A 20,296-nucleotide genomic window follows, 5' to 3' on the forward strand; every position below is an offset into this window, starting at 1 on the left:
CCGAAGAAGTCGGATCGTAGCCATGTCGTTCTGTGAGCCAAGGAGTTGGAATCCTGATTTGTCTTCCTAAGACCGCTTGGCCTCCGACTTGTGCCGACGTCGCCGAGGCCCGCCGGGCCGCGGACCGGGCTCGGCAGGCCGCCGCCGAAGCCAACCGCGCTTCCGCCGCCGCACAGGGCATCGCCGCCGCCGCCGCGCAGGCGGCCCGCGAGGCGCGGGACGCGGCCGACTCCGCCGCGGCGCACGCGCGTGCCGCCGCGCAGGCGGCCGACGACGCGGCGCAGGCCGCCTGGGAAGCGGACCAGGCGGCGCGACTGTCCCAGGAAGCCGCCGACGCCGCGACCGAGTCGGCCAAACAGGCCCAGGACGCCGTCGACGCGGCGACCCGGATCGCCGAAACCTCGCGCAAGGCCGACACCGAACGGCTCGCCGAGCAGCAGGCGGCAGCCATCGCCGCGGCGCAGGACGCGAAACAGGTCGAAGCCGACAAACAGGCCAAGGCCGAATGGGAAGCGGGACAGGCGGCGAAACTCGACGCCGAGGTCCAGCGGTTGCTGACCGAGGCCCGCGATCCCGCCACTCCGAAGGAAAAGGTCGTCGCGAACGGCCGCAAGGCCGCCATGCGGCTGGCCAGGACCGGCGGCCCCTGGGCCAAGGCGGCGGCCGAAGCCGCGTTGATCGGCGGCGAGACGGACGTCCGGATCTACGTCACGACCGACCAGCTCGCCGCCGTCGAACGCGACGACCGGGCCAGCGTCTCGGCGATCGCCGACACCACGCCGAAGATCGCCCAGCGGCAGGCCGCGATCACCGCGCTGGCCGGCGATACCGGTCAGATCAAGGAGTTCCTGCGTACGCGTGCCTACACCGGCGAGTTCGACGACCTGCTCGGCCAGGTCCGCGAAATCATGCTCGCCGCGAAACCGGGTTCCAACGTGCGCACCGAGGCGAGCAAGGCCATCGACACCAACACCGTCGAGGCGTTACGCGAGTTCGTCACCGTCCGCCAGCACCAGGCCCGCACCGAGGACAACCGCAACGAGTTCCGCGACGTCATGGCGTGTGCCGCCGCCTGCCCGGAGGTCAACGCCGTCGCGCAGGCCGCGCTGGAGGGCCCGGACTCGCAGTTGCGTCGCATCCTCGACGTCGAGGTTCCCAAGGCCCGGCAGCGGGACGCCGACACCGCGGTGCACGTCGCCGAGATCGACGGCTACCTGGCCAACGCGAGCCAGTCCGCGGCCACGGCGCGGGTCAACGCCGCGCAGGCACAGGAAGCCGCGGCGCAGGCGCGCCAGGCGGCCGAAGACGCCGCCCGGTACCACGACGAAGCCGTGCGGCAGGCCGGCCTGGCCAAGGACTACGCCAAGCAGGCCAAGGAATCCGCCGATCGGGCACAGGCCTCGGCGGACCAGGCCGCCGCGTCCGCGAAGGTGGCGCGGGACGCCGCAGCGGCGGCGAACCGGGCCGCCGAATCGGCCGCGCGGTCGGTCGAACAGGCCGTGATCTCCGCGCAGAAGGCCAACGACTACGCCAACGACGCCCGCGCCTCCGCTGAAAAGGCGAGGGCCGAGGCCATCGCGGCCGGGAAGTCCGCGGCGGAAGCGGCCGCCGACGCCGCCGCGGCGGCGAAGGCGGCGGCGGACAAGAAGCTCGCCGAAGACCAGCAACGCCGGGCCACCGACGAACAACGCCGCCAGGATCAGGTCAACAACCCCGGCGGTATCGGCCAGCCCGGTACCGGTGTCGACGACGACCACGAGGTCCTGCCCGCCGGGGACGACGACGTCCTGCGCCTCGACGGCGGCCAGCAGCAGGTCGACGAGTACCACGGCGCCCAGCGCGACGCGAACAAGAGCGTCATCGACTGGGTCGTGGAAAACGGCGGCCAGGTGATTCTCGACATCATCGGGTACACCGACGCGAAGAAGTGTTTCACCGAGGGCGACATCGTCAGCTGCATCTTCACCGCGTTGAACGCGATCGGCCCGCTCAAGGCCATCGCCGTCGCCTTCAAACTGCCCAAGGCGTTCGCGGTGGCGGTCAAGCTCGTCACCGGCTTCGGCCGGTTCCGGGAGGTCACCGCGGCCGCCCGTACCCTGTTCGAACGCGTCGGCGCCCGGCTGCGTGACGTCTTCTCCCGGCTCCGGAATCCCTGCTCTCCCAACAGTTTCACGCCCGACACGCCGGTGCTGATGGCAGACGGGACGCACAAGGCCATCCGGGACGTGCGGATCGGTGACCAGGTGCGGGCCAGGGATCCGCTCAGCGGACGTGCCGGGCCCAGGCCGGTCACCAACCTCATCACCGGCGAGGGCGTCAAGAACCTCGTCGCCGTCACGGTCGACGGCGGCGGGCACACCGGCACCCTCCAGGCCACCGACGGGCATCCGTTCTGGGTCGGTGACCACCAGTGGCGGGATGCCAAGGACCTCAAGGTCGGCGACCGGCTCTACGAACCCGACGGTCACTGGGCCACCGTCACCGCCACCCACCACTGGACCGCCACCCAGCGCGTCCACAACCTCACCGTCGACGACCTCCACACCTTCTACGTCCTGGCCGCCGACGTCGCCGTCCTCGTCCACAACTCCTCGGGCGGCGCGAAGATCTGCCAGCTCGGCCAGGCGGGGGAGGCCGCCGTCGCGAAGGCGACCGGGCGCAGTCACTACAGCGGGCCCGCCATCCGGGTCAACGGGCGCGACCGGCTCCCCGACTTCTACGACCGGGCCAACCCGTTCATCGGTGAAGCGAAGAACGTCGCTTACCAGTACCTGTCCACCCAGCTGAAGGACTACATGGACCTCGCCGGCCAACTCGGTGTCAAACTCGTGCTCTACGTGCGTGCGGGCGGCGGAACGAGGTTGTCCAAACCGCTCGAAGACCTCAGGAACCAGGGAAAGATCATCATTCAGGATATTATCTGAGCCATGGGCGAAGCGGAGGAAAGCGGCGAGCTGCCGGTGAACCTCACTCACCGGCAACTCGTCGAACACCTCGGACATCATCCGGACGTGCTGGCACAGCGGGCCAGGCAGGACGAAGAGCACAGCAAAAGGCCGGAACAGGCGGAAAGCACCGCGCTGTACCGGGAAGAAGCCGCGGGGCTGCTGGCAGAACTCGCGGCGGCCGGGTTCCCGGTCACCGAGGTCGCCGAACTGCACCAGCGAGTCGTCTACTACCTGGACGGCGTCGAGATCGATCTTGCCAAGGACGGCTATCCGGTCCAGGACGCGGATCGGCTGGAGCGACGCAAGATGGACTATCGCGCCGCGGTACCGATTCTGGTCAGGTGGCTGCCTTCGATCCGGCACTGGGCATTGGCGAGCGAAATCGTCGGCGCGTTGTCGAAATCGTTCGCCAAGAAGCAGGCCCGTCCCGTGCTGCTCGCGCTGTTCCGCGACCCGCCCCGGTGGGTGGCGCCGCACCTGCCGTCCGCCTCCGATCCCGTGGAGATGCTGCGGACCACCATCGGCACCGTGCTCGGTGGATTCGCGGACCCGTCGGTGGCGGACGAGTACCTCGCCATCGCACAGGACAGGTCTTCCGGCGCGGCGCGGGCGGGAGTCGTCGCGGACCTGCCCAGACTCAAGGACGAGCGGGTGTTCGACGTGCTGGTCGGCCTGCTCGACGATCCGACGGTGGCGGCGTGGTCCGTCCGGGCGTTGGGGAAGCTGCGAAATCCCGAGGCGGTGTCCCGGATTCGCGAGCTGCTCGACCACCCTCCGGCGGAATGGGATGCCAACACTCTCGCCAATGTGAAGGCCGAAGCCAAGAAGGCGCTCAAACGGCTCGACGCGGCCAAGTGAAGCGGGCCGGGCCACCGACGGTGGCCCGGCCCGCTTGGCGATCCACCGCTCACGTGCCGGTGCAGGCGGCGGTGGCGAACTCGCCGGAGGCGGTCTTGGTCGAGACCACCGCGCCGTCCACGGTGATCTTGCACGTCACCGAGCCGCCGCCCTCGCCGACGGTGACGGTGAGCGTCCCTCCTTTGTAGACACCCTTGTTCTCGACGTCCTTGTGCCACGGCAGGGCCGGGACGGTCTCCGTGCGAGGGTTGAGCACCTCGCCGTAGACGACTTCGACGTCCTTGGCGTCACCGGTCACGTCGTAGGCGACCTTCGCGGTCTTGGCGATCTCCTTGTTGACCTCCTTGACCGCCTGGTCGAACACGAACACCCAGGTGACGCAGACGCCGAGGCCCAGCACCGACACGATGATCCCGGCGATCGAGAGTCCCTTGTTGGACGCGATGCCCTTGCCCACCCTCGCGAGCCCGACCGCGGCGAAGACCAGGCCGAGCACGACCAGCGGCCAGGCGACGATCCCGACGAACGGGATCGGGGAGAACACCAGGCCCACCAGGCCGAGCACGAAACCGGTGGTGCCGAGGCCGTTGCGCGGCGGGACCGGCGCGCCGGCCTGCTGGTGCGTGGCCGGGGGATAGGGGGTCTGCTGGGTCACGGGGATTTCCTTTCCGGGGGAATGACGCGAGGGAGACAACCAGCTGTCACCGCCCCGCCGCGTCGTCCCCGGGGCACAGAGGCGTTACGACGAAAGTCGTCACTTCGCCCGCGCGTGGCAGCGGATCCGCCGATGCCGGGGTGCCGTGGCCGGTGCGTAGGCTCGGCACATGGCAAGGCGTGTGCTCGGCGTGGTGCTCACCGTGGTCGCGGTGGCCGCGTCCGTGGTGGCGGGCATCTTCGTCTTCGGCACCCAGGGATACCTGCCCGCCGGCAAGACGTTCGTGCCGACGGTGTGGTCGTTTCTCGGCTTCCTCTCCTCGATCGGCGCCGCGGTCATGCTGTGCTGGCGGCACCGGTGGCCACTGCTGGTCACCGGCATCGCGCTCGTGCCGTCACTGGTCTTCGGGTTCGAGTCGCTGGCCGCGTTGATCGCGCTCGCCGCGCTGGCCGCCGCGCGCCGTGACCGCCTGCTGCCGCTCGCCGCGATCGCCGTCTACGCCGCCACCGCGCTGGCTCTCTGGCACGACGCCCACCGCCATCCCGACGTGACCGTCGTCGGCGGGCTCATCGGCCGGGAAACCACCGCGGGTCAGGTGATCGGGACCCTCCTGCTCGCCTCGATGCTGACCGCCGTCCCGCTCGGCATCGGCATCGGCCGCGGCATGAGCTCCGACCTCGCGCGCCGCGACGCCCAGGAACGCGAACTGCGCGCGGAGATGACCCGGCGCGCCGAGCGGACCCGGATCGCCCGCGAGATGCACGACGTCCTCGGGCACCGGCTCTCCCTGTTGTCGCTGCAGGCGGGCGCGCTCGAGGTCACCCGGGGCGACGAGGCGCGCGCGACCGAGGCGGCGCGCACCGTGCGCACCACGGCGCGGCAGTCGCTCGACGACCTCCGCCAGGTGATCGGCGTGCTCCGCGACGGCAGGGGATTCGCCGGGCCGGACGGTGATCCCCGGCCGGGCGGGCACCCGCAACCGGGGCTGGCCGACATCCCGGTACTGGTGGCCAACACCCGCCGGTCCGGGCTGGACGTCAACATCACGATCCTGCTCGACGAGGCCGCGGCCGCGCCGGAGCGGCTGGGCACGACGGCGTACCGGATCCTCCAGGAAGCGCTTACCAATGTGCTGCGTCACGCGCCGGGCACGGTGGCCGACGTGGCCGTGCGCGGCGGTCCGGGCACCGGGCTCGCCATCGAGGTGGTGAACCCGCTGACCGCGACCGCCCCGCCCTCGCCGGGGTCGGGCACCGGGCTGACCGGGGTGCGCGAACGCGTCGGGCTACTGGGTGGCACGGTCAGCGCCGGGCCCGCCGGGGAGGGGAACTTCGCACTCCGGGCGTTCCTTCCGTGGGATCGGCACTAGGATGTCCGGGTGCCCCAGCGCCCATTGCGAGTGCTGCTCGTCGACGACGACCCCCTGGTGCGCACCGGCTTGTCCATGATCCTCGGCAGTACCGGGGACATCACCGTGGTCGGCCAGGCCGGGGACGGCGACGAGGTCGTGCCGAAGGTGACGGCGCACGCCCCGGACGTGGTGCTGATGGACATCCGGATGTCCAGGATGGACGGGCTGACCGCGACCGCCGCCGTCACCGCGCTCGCCAGTCCGCCCAAGGTGCTCGTGCTGACCACCTACGACCTCGACGAGTACGTCTTCGACGCGCTGGCCGCTGGCGCGAGCGGGTTCCTGCTCAAGGAGGGATCCCCGCAGGAGATCATCGACGCCGTGCGCGTGGTCGCCGACGGCGAGGCGATGCTTTCCCCGCGTACCACCAAAAAGCTCATCGGGCACTTCGTCGCCGCGCGCACGAACCCGCGCCGGGCCATGGCGCGGGCCGGGCTGCGCACGCTGAGCGAGCGCGAACGCGAGATCGTCACCGCCGTCGCACGGGGCAAGCCGAACGCGGAGATCGCCGCCGAACTGCACCTGAGCGAGGCGACCGTGAAAACGCACATCACGCGCGTGTTCGCCAAGCTCGACGTCGCGAACCGTGTCCAGCTCACGATTTTCGCCTACGAAGCGGGGTTGGTGACGCCATGAGAATCACGAAGGCGGTAACGGTGGGCGCGCTCGCCGGTCTGCTCGCGGCGTGTGGTGCGGGCGGCTCCGGCCGGGGTCCGGCCGGGCCGGACGCCCCGGGCGCGCTTCCCGCCGTCGCGAAGGACGACGCGCTCGCCGCGGTGGTCCCGGCGAACATCCGCGCCGACGGCACGCTCGTGTTCGGCCAGGACCAGAGTTCACCGCCGGGGGAGTTCGTGGAGAACGGCAGGCCGACGGGGTTCGACGTCGATCTGGGCACCGCCGTCGGGCAGGTGCTCGGGCTGGGGACGGAGTTCCGGAACACCGGCTTCGACGGCATCATCCCCGGCGTCGCGGCCGGGAAGTACGAGATCGGCATGTCCTCCTTCAACGTCAAGGCGGAGCGGCTCAAGGCCGTCGACATGGTCACCTACTACCGGGCGGGCAAGGCGCTGGCGGTGCCCAAGGGCAATCCGGACGGGATCACGCTGGACACGTTGTGCGGCAGGAACGTCGCGACGCAGAAGGGCACCGCCGAGGTGGAGGACCTGGAGCGCCGCAGCGACGCCTGCGTCGCCGGGGGACGGCCCGCCGTCACGATCACCCAGCTCCAGGCGCAGACCGACGTGAACCTGGCGCTGGCCTCGAAACGGGTCCAGGCCGAGCTCGCCGACTCGCCGACCATCGACTACGTGGTCAAGCAGACCGGGCAGCTGGAGCGCGTCGGCGAACCGTACGACACCGCGCCGTACGGCATGGTGCTGGCGAAGAACAGCGGCGACTTCGGCCGCGCGATCCAGGGTGCCGTGCAGAAACTGATCGACAGCGGGGCCTACCGGCGGATCATCGACAAGTGGGGTCTGGCGGCCTCCGGCGCGCTGACCAGGTCGGAGATCAACCCGCCGGTCTGATCCGGCGTGACCGAGAAGCGATCTCGCGTCCATGGCCTCCAGGCTGGATCGGAAAAGGCAGGTGGGGGACCGGGGAGGGTGGTCCTGCTACTACTGGGAACGGGGCTCAGGCTCCGCGCTCGCCCTTGCCGAAGGGAATGGATCCGTTGGTGCGCAAGACGTTCTCCGGGCGCGGCGAGTCCGCCGCGCTGGCGGCGACCGGGACGAGCGCGGCACGAACGGTACCGGTGGCGCTCCGGTCGAGCGCGGTCTCGGCGTCGAGACCGGGCAGGTGGATCCAGGCGCTGTCGGCGAAGTCCGCGGTGCTGACGCTGATCCGCGCGCAGCGGGCGGGCGGGACGAGCGCGACGCCGAAGGGCTCGACGACGTTGCGCCAGACCGCGTGTGAGAGAACGAGACCGGCGCCGAACTTGTCACCGGTCGGGTCGGTGCGGCACCAGTAGGCGACCGCGTCGCAGAACGCGGTCGCGGTGAGCAGCCTGGTCAGCGTGATGTAGGTGCGGTGGTAGCGGTGGTTCTCGGCCATCGGCCCGGTGTGCACCGCGACCCGCGCGCGCATCGGCGTGCGGGCGTAGCGGTTGCGGGACCGCAGCAGGTGATCCAGGTGGAACACCAGCTCGACGAGCCGCCCGAGCGCCTGCTCGGGGTAGGCGAGCATCACGCCGTCCCCGGTTTCCCGGAAGTGCCGGGCGTTGTCCCAGCACAGGCCGACCGTGCTGAGCGCGTGCGAGACCAGCGTTTCCATTTCGGACTTCATCGGATCGAGCAGATCGTCACTCGCCTGTGACGAGCCCACGATGTCGACCGCGAGCACCGCGTGTGACTGGGCGTTGAACCGGCTGGAGGTCAGTGCGAACATCGCGACCCCTCCCCCTCCCTCGGATGTATGTTGCGCGACAAGGGGAAGTGTCACGACTGTTCAGCGACAGTTCTGTTCACTGCCGAACAGAAGTGGCAGCACTGGTGCCACGATTAAGTGATCTGCGTCACACTTCAGTGTCCGCGCGCTCGCGGAGTTTGCTGCGGTCGGTGACGGTGAAAGATCTGCGGGCGCTGGCGACGATGCCCTCGTCGCGCAGGGTGTTCAGCGCCTTCGCGACCATGGTACGGCCCATCGGGATGAACTGCGCCAGCTCGTCCTGGCTCAGCGGTATCCCGATCCGCCATCCCTGCTCGGTTTCGATCCCGCAGGCGTCGATCAGGTAGTCCAGCCTGCGCGCCACCCTGGTGATCGCCTGCGGCTTCCACGACTGGGTGCGCTGCTGCTGTGCCACCACGAACCGCCGGGACACGCTGACCAGGAGTTCCTTCATCGCCGACGGGTGCTCGGAGAGGAAACGCTCGAACTCGCCGGCCCCGATCCGCCGCGCCTGCACGCGGTCGATCGCCACCACGTCGGCCATCCGCGTCCCGCCCGCCACGACGGCGATCTCCCCGTGCAGATCGCCCGGCACCCCGACGTCGAGGATGATCGCGGTGCCCTCCTGATCGACGCTGGTGACCTTGACGAAGCCGTGCCGCAGCAACATCACGAACTCGCCGGGTTCGCCGGTGCGCATCAGCGGCTGCTTGGGGGCGTACTCCTGATGAGTACCCATCTGGAGTAGCCGTTCCCGCGCGCGCTCGTCCACCCGGTCCAGGAACGGCAGCCGCCGTTCGTCGGTTGTCCCGTTCATCCAGGCGCCCTCCCGCGCTGGCCGACATGGTGTGCCGAAGGGGACCGTAGCGTTCGGCGGTCACCGGGGCGAGGTGACCGGCTTGCTCGCCGTGAAGATGCCGAGCCGGATGAGCTCCGCGCGGATCCAGTCCGCCAGCAGGTGCAGTGGGCCACCCGGCTCCTCCGCGTGGAAGCGTGCCACGACTTCGTGATGCCGCCCGCCCTGCTGGGCCGTGTACTGCAAAGCCGCGCGGACCTCGGAGGTCTTCAGCGGGACGACGCGGGTGCCCGGCCTCGGCCGGACCGTGCTCTTGGCACCCATCACCGACAGGACGGCTTCATCGAGATCGAAAAGGTGTTCCACGAGCACCATGGCGTACTCGACATCATCCACCACCCGCCGCGCGACCATCGCCATGTCACCAGTCGACCACAGGCGGGCCGTCCGATCCGTTCACTACCGAACAATTCCGGGCGTTGTCCGTGTTCTTGGTGAATGGCTCACCGGACCGGGAGGTCCAGTTTTCCGGCGAGCCTGCCGATCCACGCGGTGACCTCGTCAGCGGAGCGGTCCGGCAGGCCGAAGATGGCCTCGGTGACGCCGATGGAGGCGAAGTGCGCCAGCTGTTCCCGGTCGGGCTTCCCGGCGAGCACCGCGACCTCCGGCTCGCCCGCGCGGCCCTCGTCGCGCCAGATCTCCCGCAACAGCGCGACCGGGCCCTCGATGTCCACATCGGACGGTGTGGTCAGCCAGCCGTCCGCGGACCGCGCGATCCAGCGGAAGTTCTTCTCGGTGCCGCCCGCGCCGAGCAGTACCGGGATGGCAGGCTGCACCGGCTTCGGCCAGGCCCAGCTGGGGCCGAACGAGACGAAATCCCCGTTGTACTCGGCTGTCTCGTCCGTCCACAGTGCGCGCATGGCCTCCAGGTACTCGCGCAGCGCGGTGCGGCGCCGGTTGCCGGGGACGCCGTGGTCGGTCAGCTCGTCGACGTTCCAGCCGAACCCGGCGCCGAGGGTGACCCGGCCGCCGGAGAGGTGATCCAGGCTCGCGACGGTCTTGGCCAGCGTGATCGGGTCGCTCTCCACCGGGAGGGCGACCGCGGTGGACAGTCGGATCCGCGTGGTCACCGACGCCGCGGTGGCCAGCGCCACCCACGGGTCGAGCGTGCGCAGGTACCGGTCGTCGGGCAGGGTCGCGTCGCCGGTGCGCGGGTGTGGCGACTCGCGTTTGACCGGGATGTGCGTGTGCTCCGGCACCGAAAAGGAGTCGAAACCCGCTTCCTCGGCGGCACGCGCCGCGGCCGCCGGGGTGATGCCTCGGTCGCTGGTGAACAGCACGATCCCGTATCTCACGAAGCCCGACGATAGTAGAACGTGTTTCAATTCGCAACGGTCGCCGCTGCTCATGTCCACTATGGACGGTTTGGCCCGGGGTCGGGATCGGGGTGGCCGAGCGCCCCAATGTGGCATTGGGTGCTCCACTCCTTGCCCCCACCACCACCCTCAACGGAGACGCTCCGCGTCCAGCCCCCATTCCACGCAGCGAATGTGGCATTGGGTGCGTTGGACGCACCGAACGCCACATTGGGGCGCATGGGCCACGCTGGGTCGGGAGCGCTGAAGGACGCCTTCAGCGCATCTAACGCACCAAAGGCGTCCTTCAGTGCGCTGAACGCACTGAAGGCGTCCTTCAGCACCGGGCGACGCGGAGACCGGGCCCCGGGAACGCGAAAGGCTCAGCGGCGGGCGGTGAGCCTGCCGAGTACACCGGACCGGCGCGGCGTCGCGGTGATCGTGCCCGCCACGGCGTCGTCGATCAGCGAACCGACCGTCTCGTGCGCACACGCCCGGTTGGCGCCGATGCCGCCGCTGGGACCGCGCTTGATCCAGCCGACCACATAGGTGCCCGGCCGCCCCGTCACGCGCCCGCCGAGATGCGGGATGGTGCCGGTCTCCTCGTCGAAGGGCAGGCCAGGGACCGGCGTGCCCCGGTAGCCGACGGCGCGGATCACCTGGCCCGCCGGAATCGACACGTCACCGGTGACGCGGAGCCCGCGCACCTGGGCGTCGCCGAGGAACTCGAGCGGTGCGGAGTGGAAGCGGAGCACGATGCGCGGCCGGTCGTGCCGGGGCGGCACCGGCCAGTCGACGGTCTCCCGCGCGACGTCGCGGAGCAGGGCCGCTTTGCTGCCGTCGGCCGCCGCGTCGATGGTCTCGGCGATCCGGGGATCGTGCGTGTCCACCACGAGACCGGCGTCTTCGCGCTGGGCCAGCGCGAGCAGTTCCGGGCCGGTGTACGCCGCGTCCTCGGGGCCGCGCCTGGCGAGCAGCACCACCTCGCGGACCTTGCTCGACCGCAGCCGCGCCAGTGCCTCCGGGGCGATGGTGGTGCCGTCCAGGGTGTCCGGGTCGGCGGTCAGGATCCGGGCCACGTCGAGCGCGACGTTGCCGGTGCCGACCAGTACGACGCGTTCCGCCGAGAGGTCGACCGCGTCGGCTGGCACGTCCGGGTGACCGTTGTACCAGGCGACCACGGTGGTGGCGGCCAGGCTGCCGGGCAGGTCCTCGCCGGGCAGGCCGAGCCCGCGCGCGGCGGAGGCGCCCACCGCGTAGATCACCGCGTCGTGCCGCGCGGCCAGTTCGTCGACCGTGACGTCCTGCCCGACCCGCACGCCCAGCCGCATCCGCAGCCGGGGGTGGTGGTGGAAGCGAGCGAACGTCTCGCCGATCTTCTTCGTCGACGGGTGATCGGGCGCGACGCCGTACCGCACCAGACCGCCCGCGACCGGCAGCCGGTCGATCAGGGTGACCCGGGCGTTGGTGTGCAGAAGCAGGTCCTCCACCGCGTACATGCCCGCCGGGCCGGTGCCCACCACCGCGACGTCCAGCGGCGCGAAGTCGCTGGGGATGTCGCGGTCGAACACCGGCGGGCCCCAGGCGTGGAAGTTCGGCGCGGGGGAGCCCGCGGCCGGGGCGCGGTCGGCGTAGAAGGCGGCGTTGATCCCGGCGTAGGGCTTGAGCGACTCGGTCAGGCTGTCGATCGGGAAGATCGCGTCGACCGGGCACGCGTCCGCGCACGCCCCGCAGTCGATGCAGGTTTTCGGGTCCACGTAAAGCATTTCGGTGGTCCCGAAGTCCGGCTCGTCCGGAGTCGGATGGATGCAGTTGACCGGGCAGACCGACACGCAGGTCGCGTCGTTGCAGCAGGTCTGGGTGATCGCGAAGGCCATCGGCTCGGGTCTCAGATCAGGTTGGCGCGCTTGTAGAACCAGGTCGACGCCCTGGTCAGCAGCCCGGCGGAGTTGAGGAACTCCATGAGTCCCGCGCAGCTGGAACGCATCAGCGACTTGTGGTGCTCGTTCGCCTTCGCCTCGCGGAGCGCGCGCTTGCTGTCGAGCCCGGCGTTCGCGTACACCTTCTTGTTCACCATGCTGGTGACGATGAAGTACGAGGCGATCGCGACCACCAGGCCGTTGATCTGGCGGCGCAGCCTGCCCGCGCCGGCCAGCCGGGCCTTCGTCTCCTCACGGGCGAACTTCATGTGCCGCGACTCTTCGACGACGTGGATGTTGTTGATGGTGCGGACGAAGGGCGCGACCCGCTGATCCCGCATCCAGTCGCGCTGCATGACGTCGAGGACCTCTTCGGCGACCAGGATCGCCGCGTAGGCGGCCTCACCGAACGCGATGGTCTTGAACGCGCGGCCGAGTTCGACCACCACGCGGGTCGGGCGGTATGCGGGGGCGCGCAGCTTCGCGGCACCGCGCGCGAACATGATCGAGTGCCGGCACTCGTCGGCGATCTCGGTCAGCGCCCACTGGAAGGCGGGGTCGGTCGGGTCCTTGGCGTAGAAGTCGCGCAGCACCATCTGCTGCAGGATCATCTCGAACCAGATGCCGGTGCTCGCCACCGACGCCGCCTCCTGGCGGGTCAGCTCGCGCTGCTGCTCCGGCGTCATCTCGTCCCAGTAGGACGTGCGGTACAGCGTGCTCCACTCCGGGCTCGCGCCGTGGTCGGCGGTGTCGAGCGGGGTCTCCCAGTCGACTTCCTTGGCCGGGTCGTAGGAGAGGGTTTCCGACGAGTCCAGCAGGCGGCGCGCGACTTCCTCGCGGCTGGGGTCCTGCGGCGCTGCCTGGTCCCGTGCGATGCTGCTGGTCATGGGGGAACACTCCCTGAACGAAGTGACGTACTAGGTGTTACCTGAAGTAACGTTACTCGAAGTTACACATAATTCGCGAGTGGCCTAACGCGAGAGTGACGCACGTCACATCTTTGTGTCGGCGGGTGCGGCGCCGGGATGGGGCAGGCGGGGTGGCCGGCCCTCCGGCCGGTACTCGAAGTGCCACCATTCGTTGTCGTAGACGCGGTAGAGGTGGTGCCGCCCGCCGTGCCGCTCCAGCCAGCGCGCCCCCTCGGTGGGACGCACGTCCAGCGCGGTTCCCCGGACGTGCCGGGATTCGGCGGGCGGCAGCGCCCTGGTCCCGCCGCGGCGGATCTCCGCGGCGAACAGGCGTTCCTGTGTACCGGCGTCGCGATACCCCGAGGTCAGCCCGATCGGCACCCCGTCGCGCCACAGCGCCCGCGTCCGCGCCGAGGTGAACGCGGCCCGCGTCGCCGGGGTCAGCCCGGTGAGGTCCTCGGCGGGGAACCGGGCCGCGAGCGCCCACTGGCAGGCGACGTGCCGGGCCCGCCGGGGCGCGGCCAGCCAGGCCGGCGGCAGCAGTACGACGGCGAGGGCGCGGGTGGCCAGGTGGTACGCGGGATCGCGACGCCGGCGACTCACCGGAGGGCGCCGAGCGCGGCGGTGGTGGCCTGCGCGATGAGCTTGTCGTCGTACTTGGCGTCCTTCGCCTTCTTGTCGGACAGGACCACGAGCACGATCGGCGCGCGCTGCGGCGGCCAGATCACCGCGATGTCGTTGCGGGTCCCGTAGTTCGCGCCACCGGTCTTGTCGGCGACCTGCCAGCCCGCGGGCACGCCCGCCCGGATGAGCGCGTCGCCGGTGGTGTTGGCGCGCATCGTGTCGGTGAGGACCGCGCGCCGGTCGGCGGGCAGCGCGTCGCCGAGTGCGAACGCGCGCAGGCTGTTCGCGAAGGCGCGCGGGGTGGTGGTGTCCCGGATGTCGCCGGGGGTGGCCTCGTTGAGGTCTGGTTCGATCCGGTCCGGGTGGCTGACCGTGTCGCCGACGCCGCGCAGCGCCGCGGCCATCCCCGCCGGGCCGCCGATCTCGCGGAACACCAGGTTGTCCGCGGTGTTGTCGCTGTAGCGCAGGGACGCGTCCATGGCCGCGCGCAGGGTGATCGTCGCCGTCGGGGCGGTGCCGAGGTTCTTCTTGGTGATCGGCGAGTTGGGCACCAGATCGCCCTGGCCGTAGCTCACCCGCCGGTCCAGGCCCTCGACCGGGGTCTTCTGCAGGAGGGCGCCCGCGCTGAACACCTTGTGCGTGGAGGCGTACGCGAAGCGGTCTTCGGCGTGGTACCCGACTTCCCGGCCCGTGCCGGTGTCCACCGCGTACACGCCGAGCCGCGCGTCGAAGGTGCGTTCGAGCTGCGCGAAGTCCGTGTTCTGCTGCGCCGTGGCCGCCTGCTGGGCCGAGGGCGCCGGGGTGTGCGCGGGCGCGGCCTCGGGGGTGGCGCAGGCGGCGAGCGGGACGAAGACGAGCGCGGCCAGTGCTGCCTGCGCGCTCCGTCGGAGACGGGGAAGGGACACGAGAACTCCTGTTCGTCAGCGGATGTCCGCAGTTTCACCACCTCGGCTCATGCTGTCCAAGACAGAAATGAGCAGTTTGATGCCAAAAACGCATACAGTGAGGTGGTGGACCTGGTCGGCAGCTGCAAGGCGTTCGTGAGTGTGAGCGAAACGGGGAGTTTCACCGCGGGCGCCGCGGTCGCGGGCATCCCCCAGCCGGTGGCGAGCCGCCGCATCGCCGCGCTCGAACGCCGCCTCGGCGAGCGGCTGTTCGACCGCTCCACTCGCCGGGCCCGGCTCACCCCGTTCGGCCGGGCGATGCTGCCCTCGGCCAAGCGCCTCGTCCACCTGGCCGACGCGATGGAACACGACGCGAAGCTGGCCAAGCTCCGGCCGCTGCTGGTGGCCGTGCCGGAGATCTGCCCGACCCGCGACCTCGCCGAACTCGGTGCCCAGGCCCGCGCGCTGGAGATCTTCCTCGAGTTCCGCGCCGCGCCGCCCGGCGAACGCGCCGAACTCGTCCGCACCCACGAGGCGCGGGCCGCGATCACCGCGGTCCCGGCCGAGGACGCCGTCTGGGTCGTCCCGCTGGGACTGGCCAGCGTGGAACGGCCGGAGAGCGCCACGATCCACCTGGAGACGCTGCGCGCCGGGCGGTCCGGGGCGCCTCGGCGCCGGGTCTGGATCCAGCCGGAGGACGACGTCCCGCACGTCCGCGACCGGGTGCTGCGGGTGCGCGACGCGGTGGGGCTGCCGCCGGCCCAGGTCGCCGTCGCGGACTCGCTGACCTCGGCGGCGGCGAGCGTGTACGGCTCGGCGGACCTGCTGTTGTGCTCGGCGGAGCAGGCCCGCGAGCTCGGGCTACAGTGGCGGCCGATCGGGGAGATCCGGCTCGCGCGCGGCTTCGACGTCACGGCGGGTTTCGGTGCGGACGCCGACCACCTGCGCCTGCGGTTACGGGAGGGGGTCGCGCGCTGCCTCGGCGCGAGCGAGAGCGAGGGGAACGGGTGATCGCGGAGGGGCTGGTCCGGCGGTTGCGGGCCGAGCTGGACGACGGCGGGCTGCGCGGGTCTTTCCTGGTCCGCGACCTGCTGACCGGGACCGAGCTCGGGATCGACCCGGATCTCCAGTTCCCGATCGCGTCGCTGGTCAAGGTCCCGCTCGCGATGGCGACGCTGGAGCGGATCCGCCTCGGGGAGCTGGACGGCGCCACGCCGCTGGAGGTCGCGCCGGGCCGGAACACCACGCCGGGGCCGACCGGGCTGACCCGGTTCCGGCATCCCGCCCGCGTCGCGATCGACGATCTGCTCTACCTGTCGATGGCGATCAGCGACGGCACCGCGGCCGACGCGCTGTTCGAGCTGACCCCGCCCGGCGAGGTCACCCGGATGCTGGGGGAGTGGGGGCTGCCGGGCATCTTCGTGCGGCATCTGGTCGGCGACCTGCTCGACACCCCGGCCGAACGCTTCGACCCGGCCGACGTCCACCTGGCGCACTCGCTGGCGATCGGCGCCGTGACCGCCGGGCAGGGGCACCGGATCGCCCAGCTCGACGTCACCCGCGCGAACGCCGGTTCGGCCCGGTCGTTCGTCGAGCTGGCGCAGGCGCTGTGGACGCCGTCCAAGATCGACCCTGGGATCGCCGGGCGCGTGCGCGAGCTGATGGGCCTCAACCTGTTGCGGCAGCGACTGAGCCCGGACTTCGCCTCCGACGCCACGCGGTGGTCGTCCAAGACCGGGACCCTGCTGAACCTGCGGCACGAGGTCGGCGTCGTCGAGCACGCCGACGGCCAGGTCTTCGCCGTCGCCGCGCTCACCGAGTCCCGGGTGCCCGCCGCCGTCCAGCCCGAGGCCGAGGTGCTGATGGCCCGTGTCGCCCGCACCCTGCGCGATCACCTGCGCGGCGGCGCGGTCTGACCCGGCGGTGTCCTTCCCCGTGTCTATCCATAAAGGACAGTCGGCGCCGGTCGGAACCGCCGGAGTGTCCCGTCTTCCCGTCCTCGCCGCGATCGGCTGCGTGCTGGGGTTCGCGGCCGTCTACTTCGGATTCGTCTGGACCCGCCGGGGGCAGGCGTTCGAGTTCGCGGTGCTCCAGCGGGCCCCGGTGGCCACCCCGTCCGTCGCGCGGGCCACGTTCTGGCTGGACCACGTCGACGAGTACTCCGTGGGCGCCGTGCTGCTGCTCGTCGTGCTCGCCGGCCTGCTGCGCCGCCGCCCGGCGCTCGCGGCCACCGGCGCGGCGGTCATCCTGGTGACCGCCGCGCTGGACCGGGTCCTGGCGCGCTGGGTGCTCGTCCGGCCCACGCTGGTCGACGATCCGGCCAACCCGGACAACAGCTTCCCGAGTGGTCACGTCGCCATGGCGACCGCGGCGCTGCTCGCCCTGCTCCTCGTCGTGCCCCGCGCGTGGCGCGGGGTGACCGCGCTCCTCGGTGCGGTGCCGGTGCTCGGCGTCGCGGAGATGACGATGACGCTCAGCTGGCATCGGCTCAGCGACACGGTGGGCGGGAACCTGCTCGCGCTCGGCGTGGCCTGCCTGGGGGCGGCGGTACTCGCCCGGCGGAGCGAGGACCCGGCGCCCGCGTCGCGCGAGCGATGGCTCGGCGGTCTGCTGGGGATCGTGCCGCTGCTCGGCTACGCGGTGTGGACGGGGGTGCGGGCGGCGGGCCAGCCGCTGTTCCCGGCCGTGAGCGCCCTCGCGACGATGGGTAGCACACTGACCGTGGTCGCCTACCTCGTCGTGCTTTCCGTCGCGCGCCGTTAAGGCCAGGCAGTCGGAACGGTGCGGGGGCGTCGACGGCCCGGCGGTTGTGTCATCGATGTCGCGAACGCTCCGTTGGCGGCGTTGAACGATGCTGGTGGCTTTCCCGGGGCAAGGTGGGTGCTGAAGGACGCTTTCAGTGCGTTGGCCGCGCTGAAGGACGCCTTCAGTGCACTGAGCGCACCGAAGGCGTCCTTCAGCACGGCCGCCCAACCGCCCGGTCTTGCGTTAGCGGCACTTCGGCGCACCTTCTCTGCCTCTTGGGGCAAGTACTTGACTGGAAGGAAAGTGACCAGATACTTTCCCCTTGGGAAAGAGCTTCTGAGTAGGAAAGCAGGGGAGGTAGTGATGACCGAAAAGGCGACCGAAAAGCCGTCCGCCGAAGAGGCGGCACGCGCGTTACGGGGGATCGAGCAGCGGAGGGACCAGGCGGTCGGCGCCGCCCAGCACGGGGCGCGCTGGGTCGACGTCGTGTTCGGGGTGGTGTTCTTTGCGTACCTGGCGATCGCCGACTTCTTCCCGGCGGCGGTGCCGTGGAGCAATCTGGTGCTGGCCGTGCTGGTCGTCGGTTACGTGGTGGCCAAGCGCACCCGGCGTGGCGGGGCGTTGCTGGGACACGGCGCGCGGCTGGACCGCCGCGCGATCCCGCCGAGGACCGCGCTCATCGGGCTGGCGGTGCTCGCCGTGGGGTGCGCGCTGTCGATCGCGGTCGCCATGCTGCAGCTGAACGTGCCCGTTCCCTATCTGCGGACCGGCATGGGCGCGGTGCTGGGCCTCGCGCTGATCTTCTTCGGGCGCAGGCTGAACGACGCGTTCGCCGCGCTGGCCAGGGGCGGCTCTCGCCGGGGAGGGCCCGTCGATGGCCGCTTCTGAGCTGGACCCGCTGCTGCTGGACCCGACCCGGCTGTCCATCGTGGCCCTGCTGGCCGCGACGAAGTGGGCCGAGTTCGGCTGGGTGCGCGACGAGGTCGGCCTGTCGGATTCGGCCCTGTCCAAGCAGATCACGAACCTGGCCAAGGCGGACTACGTCGAGGTCAAGAAGGGCTACGTCGGCAAGCGCCCGCGTACCTGGCTGAGCCTGGGCACGCCGGGGCACGAGGCGTTGCGGGCCCATATCGCGGCCCTGCACGGGATCGTGGCGCGGTCGGAAGAGGTGGGAAGCGCGCACCACGCGGAAGAACCGGGCTGACACCGGTACCGCGCGGTGCGCCTTCCGCTCAGCCGCGGGACCTCTCGGCGAAGTCGAGGTCCGCGGTGGTGACCGTGCCCGCCGTCCGGCCGGGTGCCTCCTGGTACTGCCAGTACAGGTTCGTGTGCGCGATGACCTTGTCCGGCGCCGGCGCGCCGTAGGCGGTGAGGTCCTCCGTGGTGTGGGCGTCGCTGACCAGGGTGGCGTCATAGCCGCGGGCGAGCGCGCCGTGCAGGGTCGAGCGGACGCACGCGTCGGTCTGCGCGCCCGCCACGATGAGCCCGCCGACACCGCGTGCGGCGAGTACCGGCTCCAGGTCGGTGTCCTCGAAGGAATCGCCGTATCTCTTGTGCACCAGCGGTTCGGGCTCGCGCCGGACGAGCTCGGGCACGTACTGCCAGCCCTCGCTGCCCTCGGCCAGCTCCTCGCTGCTGTGCTGGATCCAGACGACCTCGACCCCGGCGGCCCGCGCCTTGCCGACGAGGACACCGATGTTGGCCACGACCGCGTCCCGGTCGTGGGCCCCCTTCATGACGCCGTTCTGTACGTCGATGACGAGCAGGGCCGTGTTCGGCCGATCCGCGAGTGTGGTCATTGCTGCCTCCCAGTACGGAACCTGACCCCGGAATGCTAGGCCGGACCACCGACATTTTCCGGCGGTCGCCGGTCGGCCAGGAAGGCCCGCGTGGTGAAGGCGATCCATTCGGGGTTGTCCCAGGTACTCCACCTGGCCCTGGCGGCCTCGTCGACCGCCGCGATCACCTCGTCGTTCCCCGCCCCCGTCGCGCGCAGGCGGGCGACCTCGTCGCGGACGTACACGAGGTGGTCGCGGGTCTCGGTGAGCACGGCCGTGCCGGTGACGTCGCCGTGTCCCGGCACGACGACGGCGGGTTCGAGGGCGAGCATCCGGTCGAGCACGGCGATCCACGCGGCCGGATCGGCGTCGGTGTCGTGCGGCGGGAACCACGGCGCGAGCGGGAACATGTGGGTCTCGGCCAGGTCCCCGGCGAACAGCACGCGGCCGTCGACGACCACGACCTGGTCGCCCGCGCTGTGCGCGGGGCCCCAGCTGTGCAGCGCCACGGTGCGCCCGCCGAGGTCGATCTCCGCCCGCTCGCCGTCGTAGACGAGGTCCGGCTCGGTCAGCTCGACCTCGGCCAGCTCGGCGGCGACGGCCGGGCCGAAGCCGCTGAACATGCCCAGGTAGGACGGGCCCTTGCGGTGCAGCTCGTCGCGCTGGGCGCGGTTGGCGACGATCGTCGCGGCACCCCGGAAGGCCTGCGCGCCGAAGCCGTGTTCGGGGTGGAAGTGCGTCGTGGTCAGGTAGAGCGGCCGGTCCCCGGCCAGCCGGCGGGCCTGGTCGAGCACGTACTTCCCGTTGCGCGGGCCGAGACCGGTGTCGACGACCAGCGCCGCCCGGTCGCCGACCACGATGCCGACGTTCGGGACGAGGGGCACCCGGTAGTCGGGAAGCACGAAGACGCCGTCGGCGACCTCGACCGGTTCGCCGCGCACGATCGGCTCCGGAGCGAGGTGTGTTTCCGGGAGTGGGGGCTGGGTTTCGGCGGACACGCTGTCGCTCCTGTCTGAGCAGTGTTCAGATT

Annotated in this window: 20 protein-coding genes; 9 read left to right on the top strand and 11 right to left on the bottom strand. The window is 71.1% G+C overall.

Annotation, left to right across the window (positions count from 1 at the left end; translation table 11 throughout):
* Positions 1 to 2,927: 2,927 nt before the first annotated feature.
* Positions 2,928 to 3,806 (top strand): HEAT repeat domain-containing protein, encoded by an 879-nt coding sequence (locus ABD987_RS07030; protein ID WP_345388321.1) that lies wholly within the window; start codon positions 2,928 to 2,930, stop codon positions 3,804 to 3,806.
* 49 nt (positions 3,807 to 3,855) lie between these two features.
* Here the strand turns inward: ABD987_RS07030 and ABD987_RS07035 are convergent, their stop codons facing one another.
* Positions 3,856 to 4,461 carry a DUF4190 domain-containing protein gene (locus ABD987_RS07035; RefSeq protein ID WP_345388323.1) on the bottom strand — a complete coding sequence of 202 codons (606 nt, stop codon included), beginning with the start codon at positions 4,459 to 4,461 and terminating at the stop codon, positions 3,856 to 3,858.
* Positions 4,462 to 4,630: 169 nt separating this feature from the next.
* Between ABD987_RS07035 and ABD987_RS07040 the strand changes: the two genes are divergently transcribed.
* The 3 genes from ABD987_RS07040 to ABD987_RS07050 are packed head-to-tail and all read left to right on the top strand — an operon-like array spanning position 4,631 to position 7,398.
* Positions 4,631 to 5,830 carry a sensor histidine kinase gene (locus ABD987_RS07040; protein ID WP_345388325.1) on the top strand — a complete coding sequence of 400 codons (1,200 nt, stop codon included), beginning with the start codon at positions 4,631 to 4,633 and terminating at the stop codon, positions 5,828 to 5,830.
* A 30-nt stretch (positions 5,831 to 5,860) separates the two neighbouring features.
* Entirely contained in the window at positions 5,861 to 6,508 is a 648-nt protein-coding gene (locus tag ABD987_RS07045; RefSeq protein ID WP_345389846.1) for a response regulator transcription factor, read from the top strand.
* On the top strand, positions 6,505 to 7,398 hold the full coding sequence (locus ABD987_RS07050; RefSeq protein ID WP_345388327.1) for an ABC transporter substrate-binding protein: 894 nt from the start codon (positions 6,505 to 6,507) through the stop codon (positions 7,396 to 7,398). The genes ABD987_RS07045 and ABD987_RS07050 overlap by 4 nt, the downstream gene beginning before the upstream one ends.
* 106 nt (positions 7,399 to 7,504) lie before the next feature.
* On the opposite strand, the gene ABD987_RS07055 is transcribed toward ABD987_RS07050, so the two are convergent.
* The 8 genes from ABD987_RS07055 to bla form a co-directional block, all read right to left on the bottom strand.
* Positions 7,505 to 8,257, bottom strand: a complete 753-nt coding sequence (locus ABD987_RS07055) for a nucleotidyl cyclase domain-containing protein (RefSeq protein ID WP_345388329.1) — start codon at positions 8,255 to 8,257, stop codon at positions 7,505 to 7,507.
* A gap of 127 nt (positions 8,258 to 8,384) precedes the next feature.
* Entirely contained in the window at positions 8,385 to 9,074 is a 690-nt protein-coding gene (locus ABD987_RS07060; RefSeq protein ID WP_345388331.1) for a Crp/Fnr family transcriptional regulator, read from the bottom strand.
* Positions 9,075 to 9,134: 60 nt separating this feature from the next.
* Positions 9,135 to 9,473 carry a hypothetical protein gene (locus tag ABD987_RS07065; RefSeq protein WP_345388333.1) on the bottom strand — a complete coding sequence of 113 codons (339 nt, stop codon included), beginning with the start codon at positions 9,471 to 9,473 and terminating at the stop codon, positions 9,135 to 9,137.
* 83 nt (positions 9,474 to 9,556) lie between these two features.
* On the bottom strand, positions 9,557 to 10,408 hold the full coding sequence (locus ABD987_RS07070) for an LLM class F420-dependent oxidoreductase (RefSeq protein WP_345388335.1): 852 nt from the start codon (positions 10,406 to 10,408) through the stop codon (positions 9,557 to 9,559).
* A gap of 383 nt (positions 10,409 to 10,791) precedes the next feature.
* Complete coding sequence (locus tag ABD987_RS07075) at positions 10,792 to 12,285, bottom strand: FAD-dependent oxidoreductase (RefSeq protein ID WP_345388337.1); 1,494 nt, start codon at positions 12,283 to 12,285, stop codon at positions 10,792 to 10,794.
* Between the two features lie 11 nt (positions 12,286 to 12,296).
* Positions 12,297 to 13,214, bottom strand: coding sequence for an AurF N-oxygenase family protein (locus tag ABD987_RS07080; protein ID WP_345388339.1), 918 nt, complete (start codon positions 13,212 to 13,214; stop codon positions 12,297 to 12,299).
* A gap of 105 nt (positions 13,215 to 13,319) precedes the next feature.
* Positions 13,320 to 13,838: a D-alanyl-D-alanine carboxypeptidase family protein gene (locus tag ABD987_RS07085; RefSeq protein ID WP_345388341.1), complete on the bottom strand. Its 519-nt coding sequence runs from the start codon at positions 13,836 to 13,838 to the stop codon at positions 13,320 to 13,322.
* On the bottom strand, positions 13,835 to 14,764 hold the full coding sequence (bla, locus tag ABD987_RS07090) for a class A beta-lactamase (RefSeq protein ID WP_345388343.1): 930 nt from the start codon (positions 14,762 to 14,764) through the stop codon (positions 13,835 to 13,837). Before bla ends, ABD987_RS07085 begins: the two co-directional genes overlap by 4 nt.
* Positions 14,765 to 14,869: 105 nt before the next feature.
* Here bla and ABD987_RS07095 point away from each other — a divergent pair, with 105 nt between their 5' ends.
* From ABD987_RS07095 to ABD987_RS07115, 5 genes are all read left to right on the top strand, one after another.
* Positions 14,870 to 15,754: a LysR family transcriptional regulator gene (locus ABD987_RS07095; protein WP_345388345.1), complete on the top strand. Its 885-nt coding sequence runs from the start codon at positions 14,870 to 14,872 to the stop codon at positions 15,752 to 15,754.
* Positions 15,754 to 16,659: a serine hydrolase gene (locus tag ABD987_RS07100; RefSeq protein WP_378214275.1), complete on the top strand. Its 906-nt coding sequence runs from the start codon at positions 15,754 to 15,756 to the stop codon at positions 16,657 to 16,659. The genes ABD987_RS07095 and ABD987_RS07100 overlap by 1 nt, the downstream gene beginning before the upstream one ends.
* Positions 16,660 to 16,723: 64 nt before the next feature.
* Complete coding sequence (locus ABD987_RS07105; protein WP_345388349.1) at positions 16,724 to 17,506, top strand: phosphatase PAP2 family protein; 783 nt, start codon at positions 16,724 to 16,726, stop codon at positions 17,504 to 17,506.
* 345 nt (positions 17,507 to 17,851) lie between these two features.
* Complete coding sequence (locus ABD987_RS07110; RefSeq protein WP_345388351.1) at positions 17,852 to 18,376, top strand: hypothetical protein; 525 nt, start codon at positions 17,852 to 17,854, stop codon at positions 18,374 to 18,376.
* A complete protein-coding gene (locus ABD987_RS07115) occupies positions 18,363 to 18,692 on the top strand; it encodes a transcriptional regulator (protein ID WP_345388353.1) in 330 nt (109 codons plus the stop codon). Before ABD987_RS07110 ends, ABD987_RS07115 begins: the two co-directional genes overlap by 14 nt.
* A gap of 28 nt (positions 18,693 to 18,720) precedes the next feature.
* On the opposite strand, the gene ABD987_RS07120 is transcribed toward ABD987_RS07115, so the two are convergent.
* Positions 18,721 to 19,287, bottom strand: a complete 567-nt coding sequence (locus ABD987_RS07120) for a cysteine hydrolase family protein (RefSeq protein WP_345388355.1) — start codon at positions 19,285 to 19,287, stop codon at positions 18,721 to 18,723.
* A 35-nt stretch (positions 19,288 to 19,322) separates the two neighbouring features.
* Positions 19,323 to 20,264, bottom strand: a complete 942-nt coding sequence (locus tag ABD987_RS07125; RefSeq protein ID WP_345388357.1) for an MBL fold metallo-hydrolase — start codon at positions 20,262 to 20,264, stop codon at positions 19,323 to 19,325.
* Positions 20,265 to 20,296 lie beyond the last annotated feature (32 nt).

The organism is Amycolatopsis samaneae (genome assembly GCF_039541975.1).
GTDB lineage: Bacteria > Actinomycetota > Actinomycetes > Mycobacteriales > Pseudonocardiaceae > Amycolatopsis > Amycolatopsis samaneae.

Excerpts from the sequence above, each read along its gene's own strand:
- ABD987_RS07030 (WP_345388321.1), top strand. The coding sequence starts at position 2,928 with ATGGGCGAAGCGGAGGAAAGCGGCGAGCTGCCGGTGAACCTCACTCAC.
- ABD987_RS07040 (WP_345388325.1), top strand. The coding sequence starts at position 4,631 with ATGGCAAGGCGTGTGCTCGGCGTGGTGCTCACCGTGGTCGCGGTGGCC.
- ABD987_RS07050 (WP_345388327.1), top strand. The coding sequence starts at position 6,505 with ATGAGAATCACGAAGGCGGTAACGGTGGGCGCGCTCGCCGGTCTGCTC.
- ABD987_RS07055 (WP_345388329.1), bottom strand. The coding sequence starts at position 8,257 with ATGTTCGCACTGACCTCCAGCCGGTTCAACGCCCAGTCACACGCGGTG.
- ABD987_RS07060 (WP_345388331.1), bottom strand. The coding sequence starts at position 9,074 with ATGAACGGGACAACCGACGAACGGCGGCTGCCGTTCCTGGACCGGGTG.
- ABD987_RS07065 (WP_345388333.1), bottom strand. The coding sequence starts at position 9,473 with ATGGCGATGGTCGCGCGGCGGGTGGTGGATGATGTCGAGTACGCCATG.
- ABD987_RS07075 (WP_345388337.1), bottom strand. The coding sequence starts at position 12,285 with ATGGCCTTCGCGATCACCCAGACCTGCTGCAACGACGCGACCTGCGTG.
- ABD987_RS07080 (WP_345388339.1), bottom strand. The coding sequence starts at position 13,214 with ATGACCAGCAGCATCGCACGGGACCAGGCAGCGCCGCAGGACCCCAGC.
- ABD987_RS07110 (WP_345388351.1), top strand. The coding sequence starts at position 17,852 with ATGACCGAAAAGGCGACCGAAAAGCCGTCCGCCGAAGAGGCGGCACGC.
- ABD987_RS07115 (WP_345388353.1), top strand. The coding sequence starts at position 18,363 with ATGGCCGCTTCTGAGCTGGACCCGCTGCTGCTGGACCCGACCCGGCTG.
- ABD987_RS07120 (WP_345388355.1), bottom strand. The coding sequence starts at position 19,287 with ATGACCACACTCGCGGATCGGCCGAACACGGCCCTGCTCGTCATCGAC.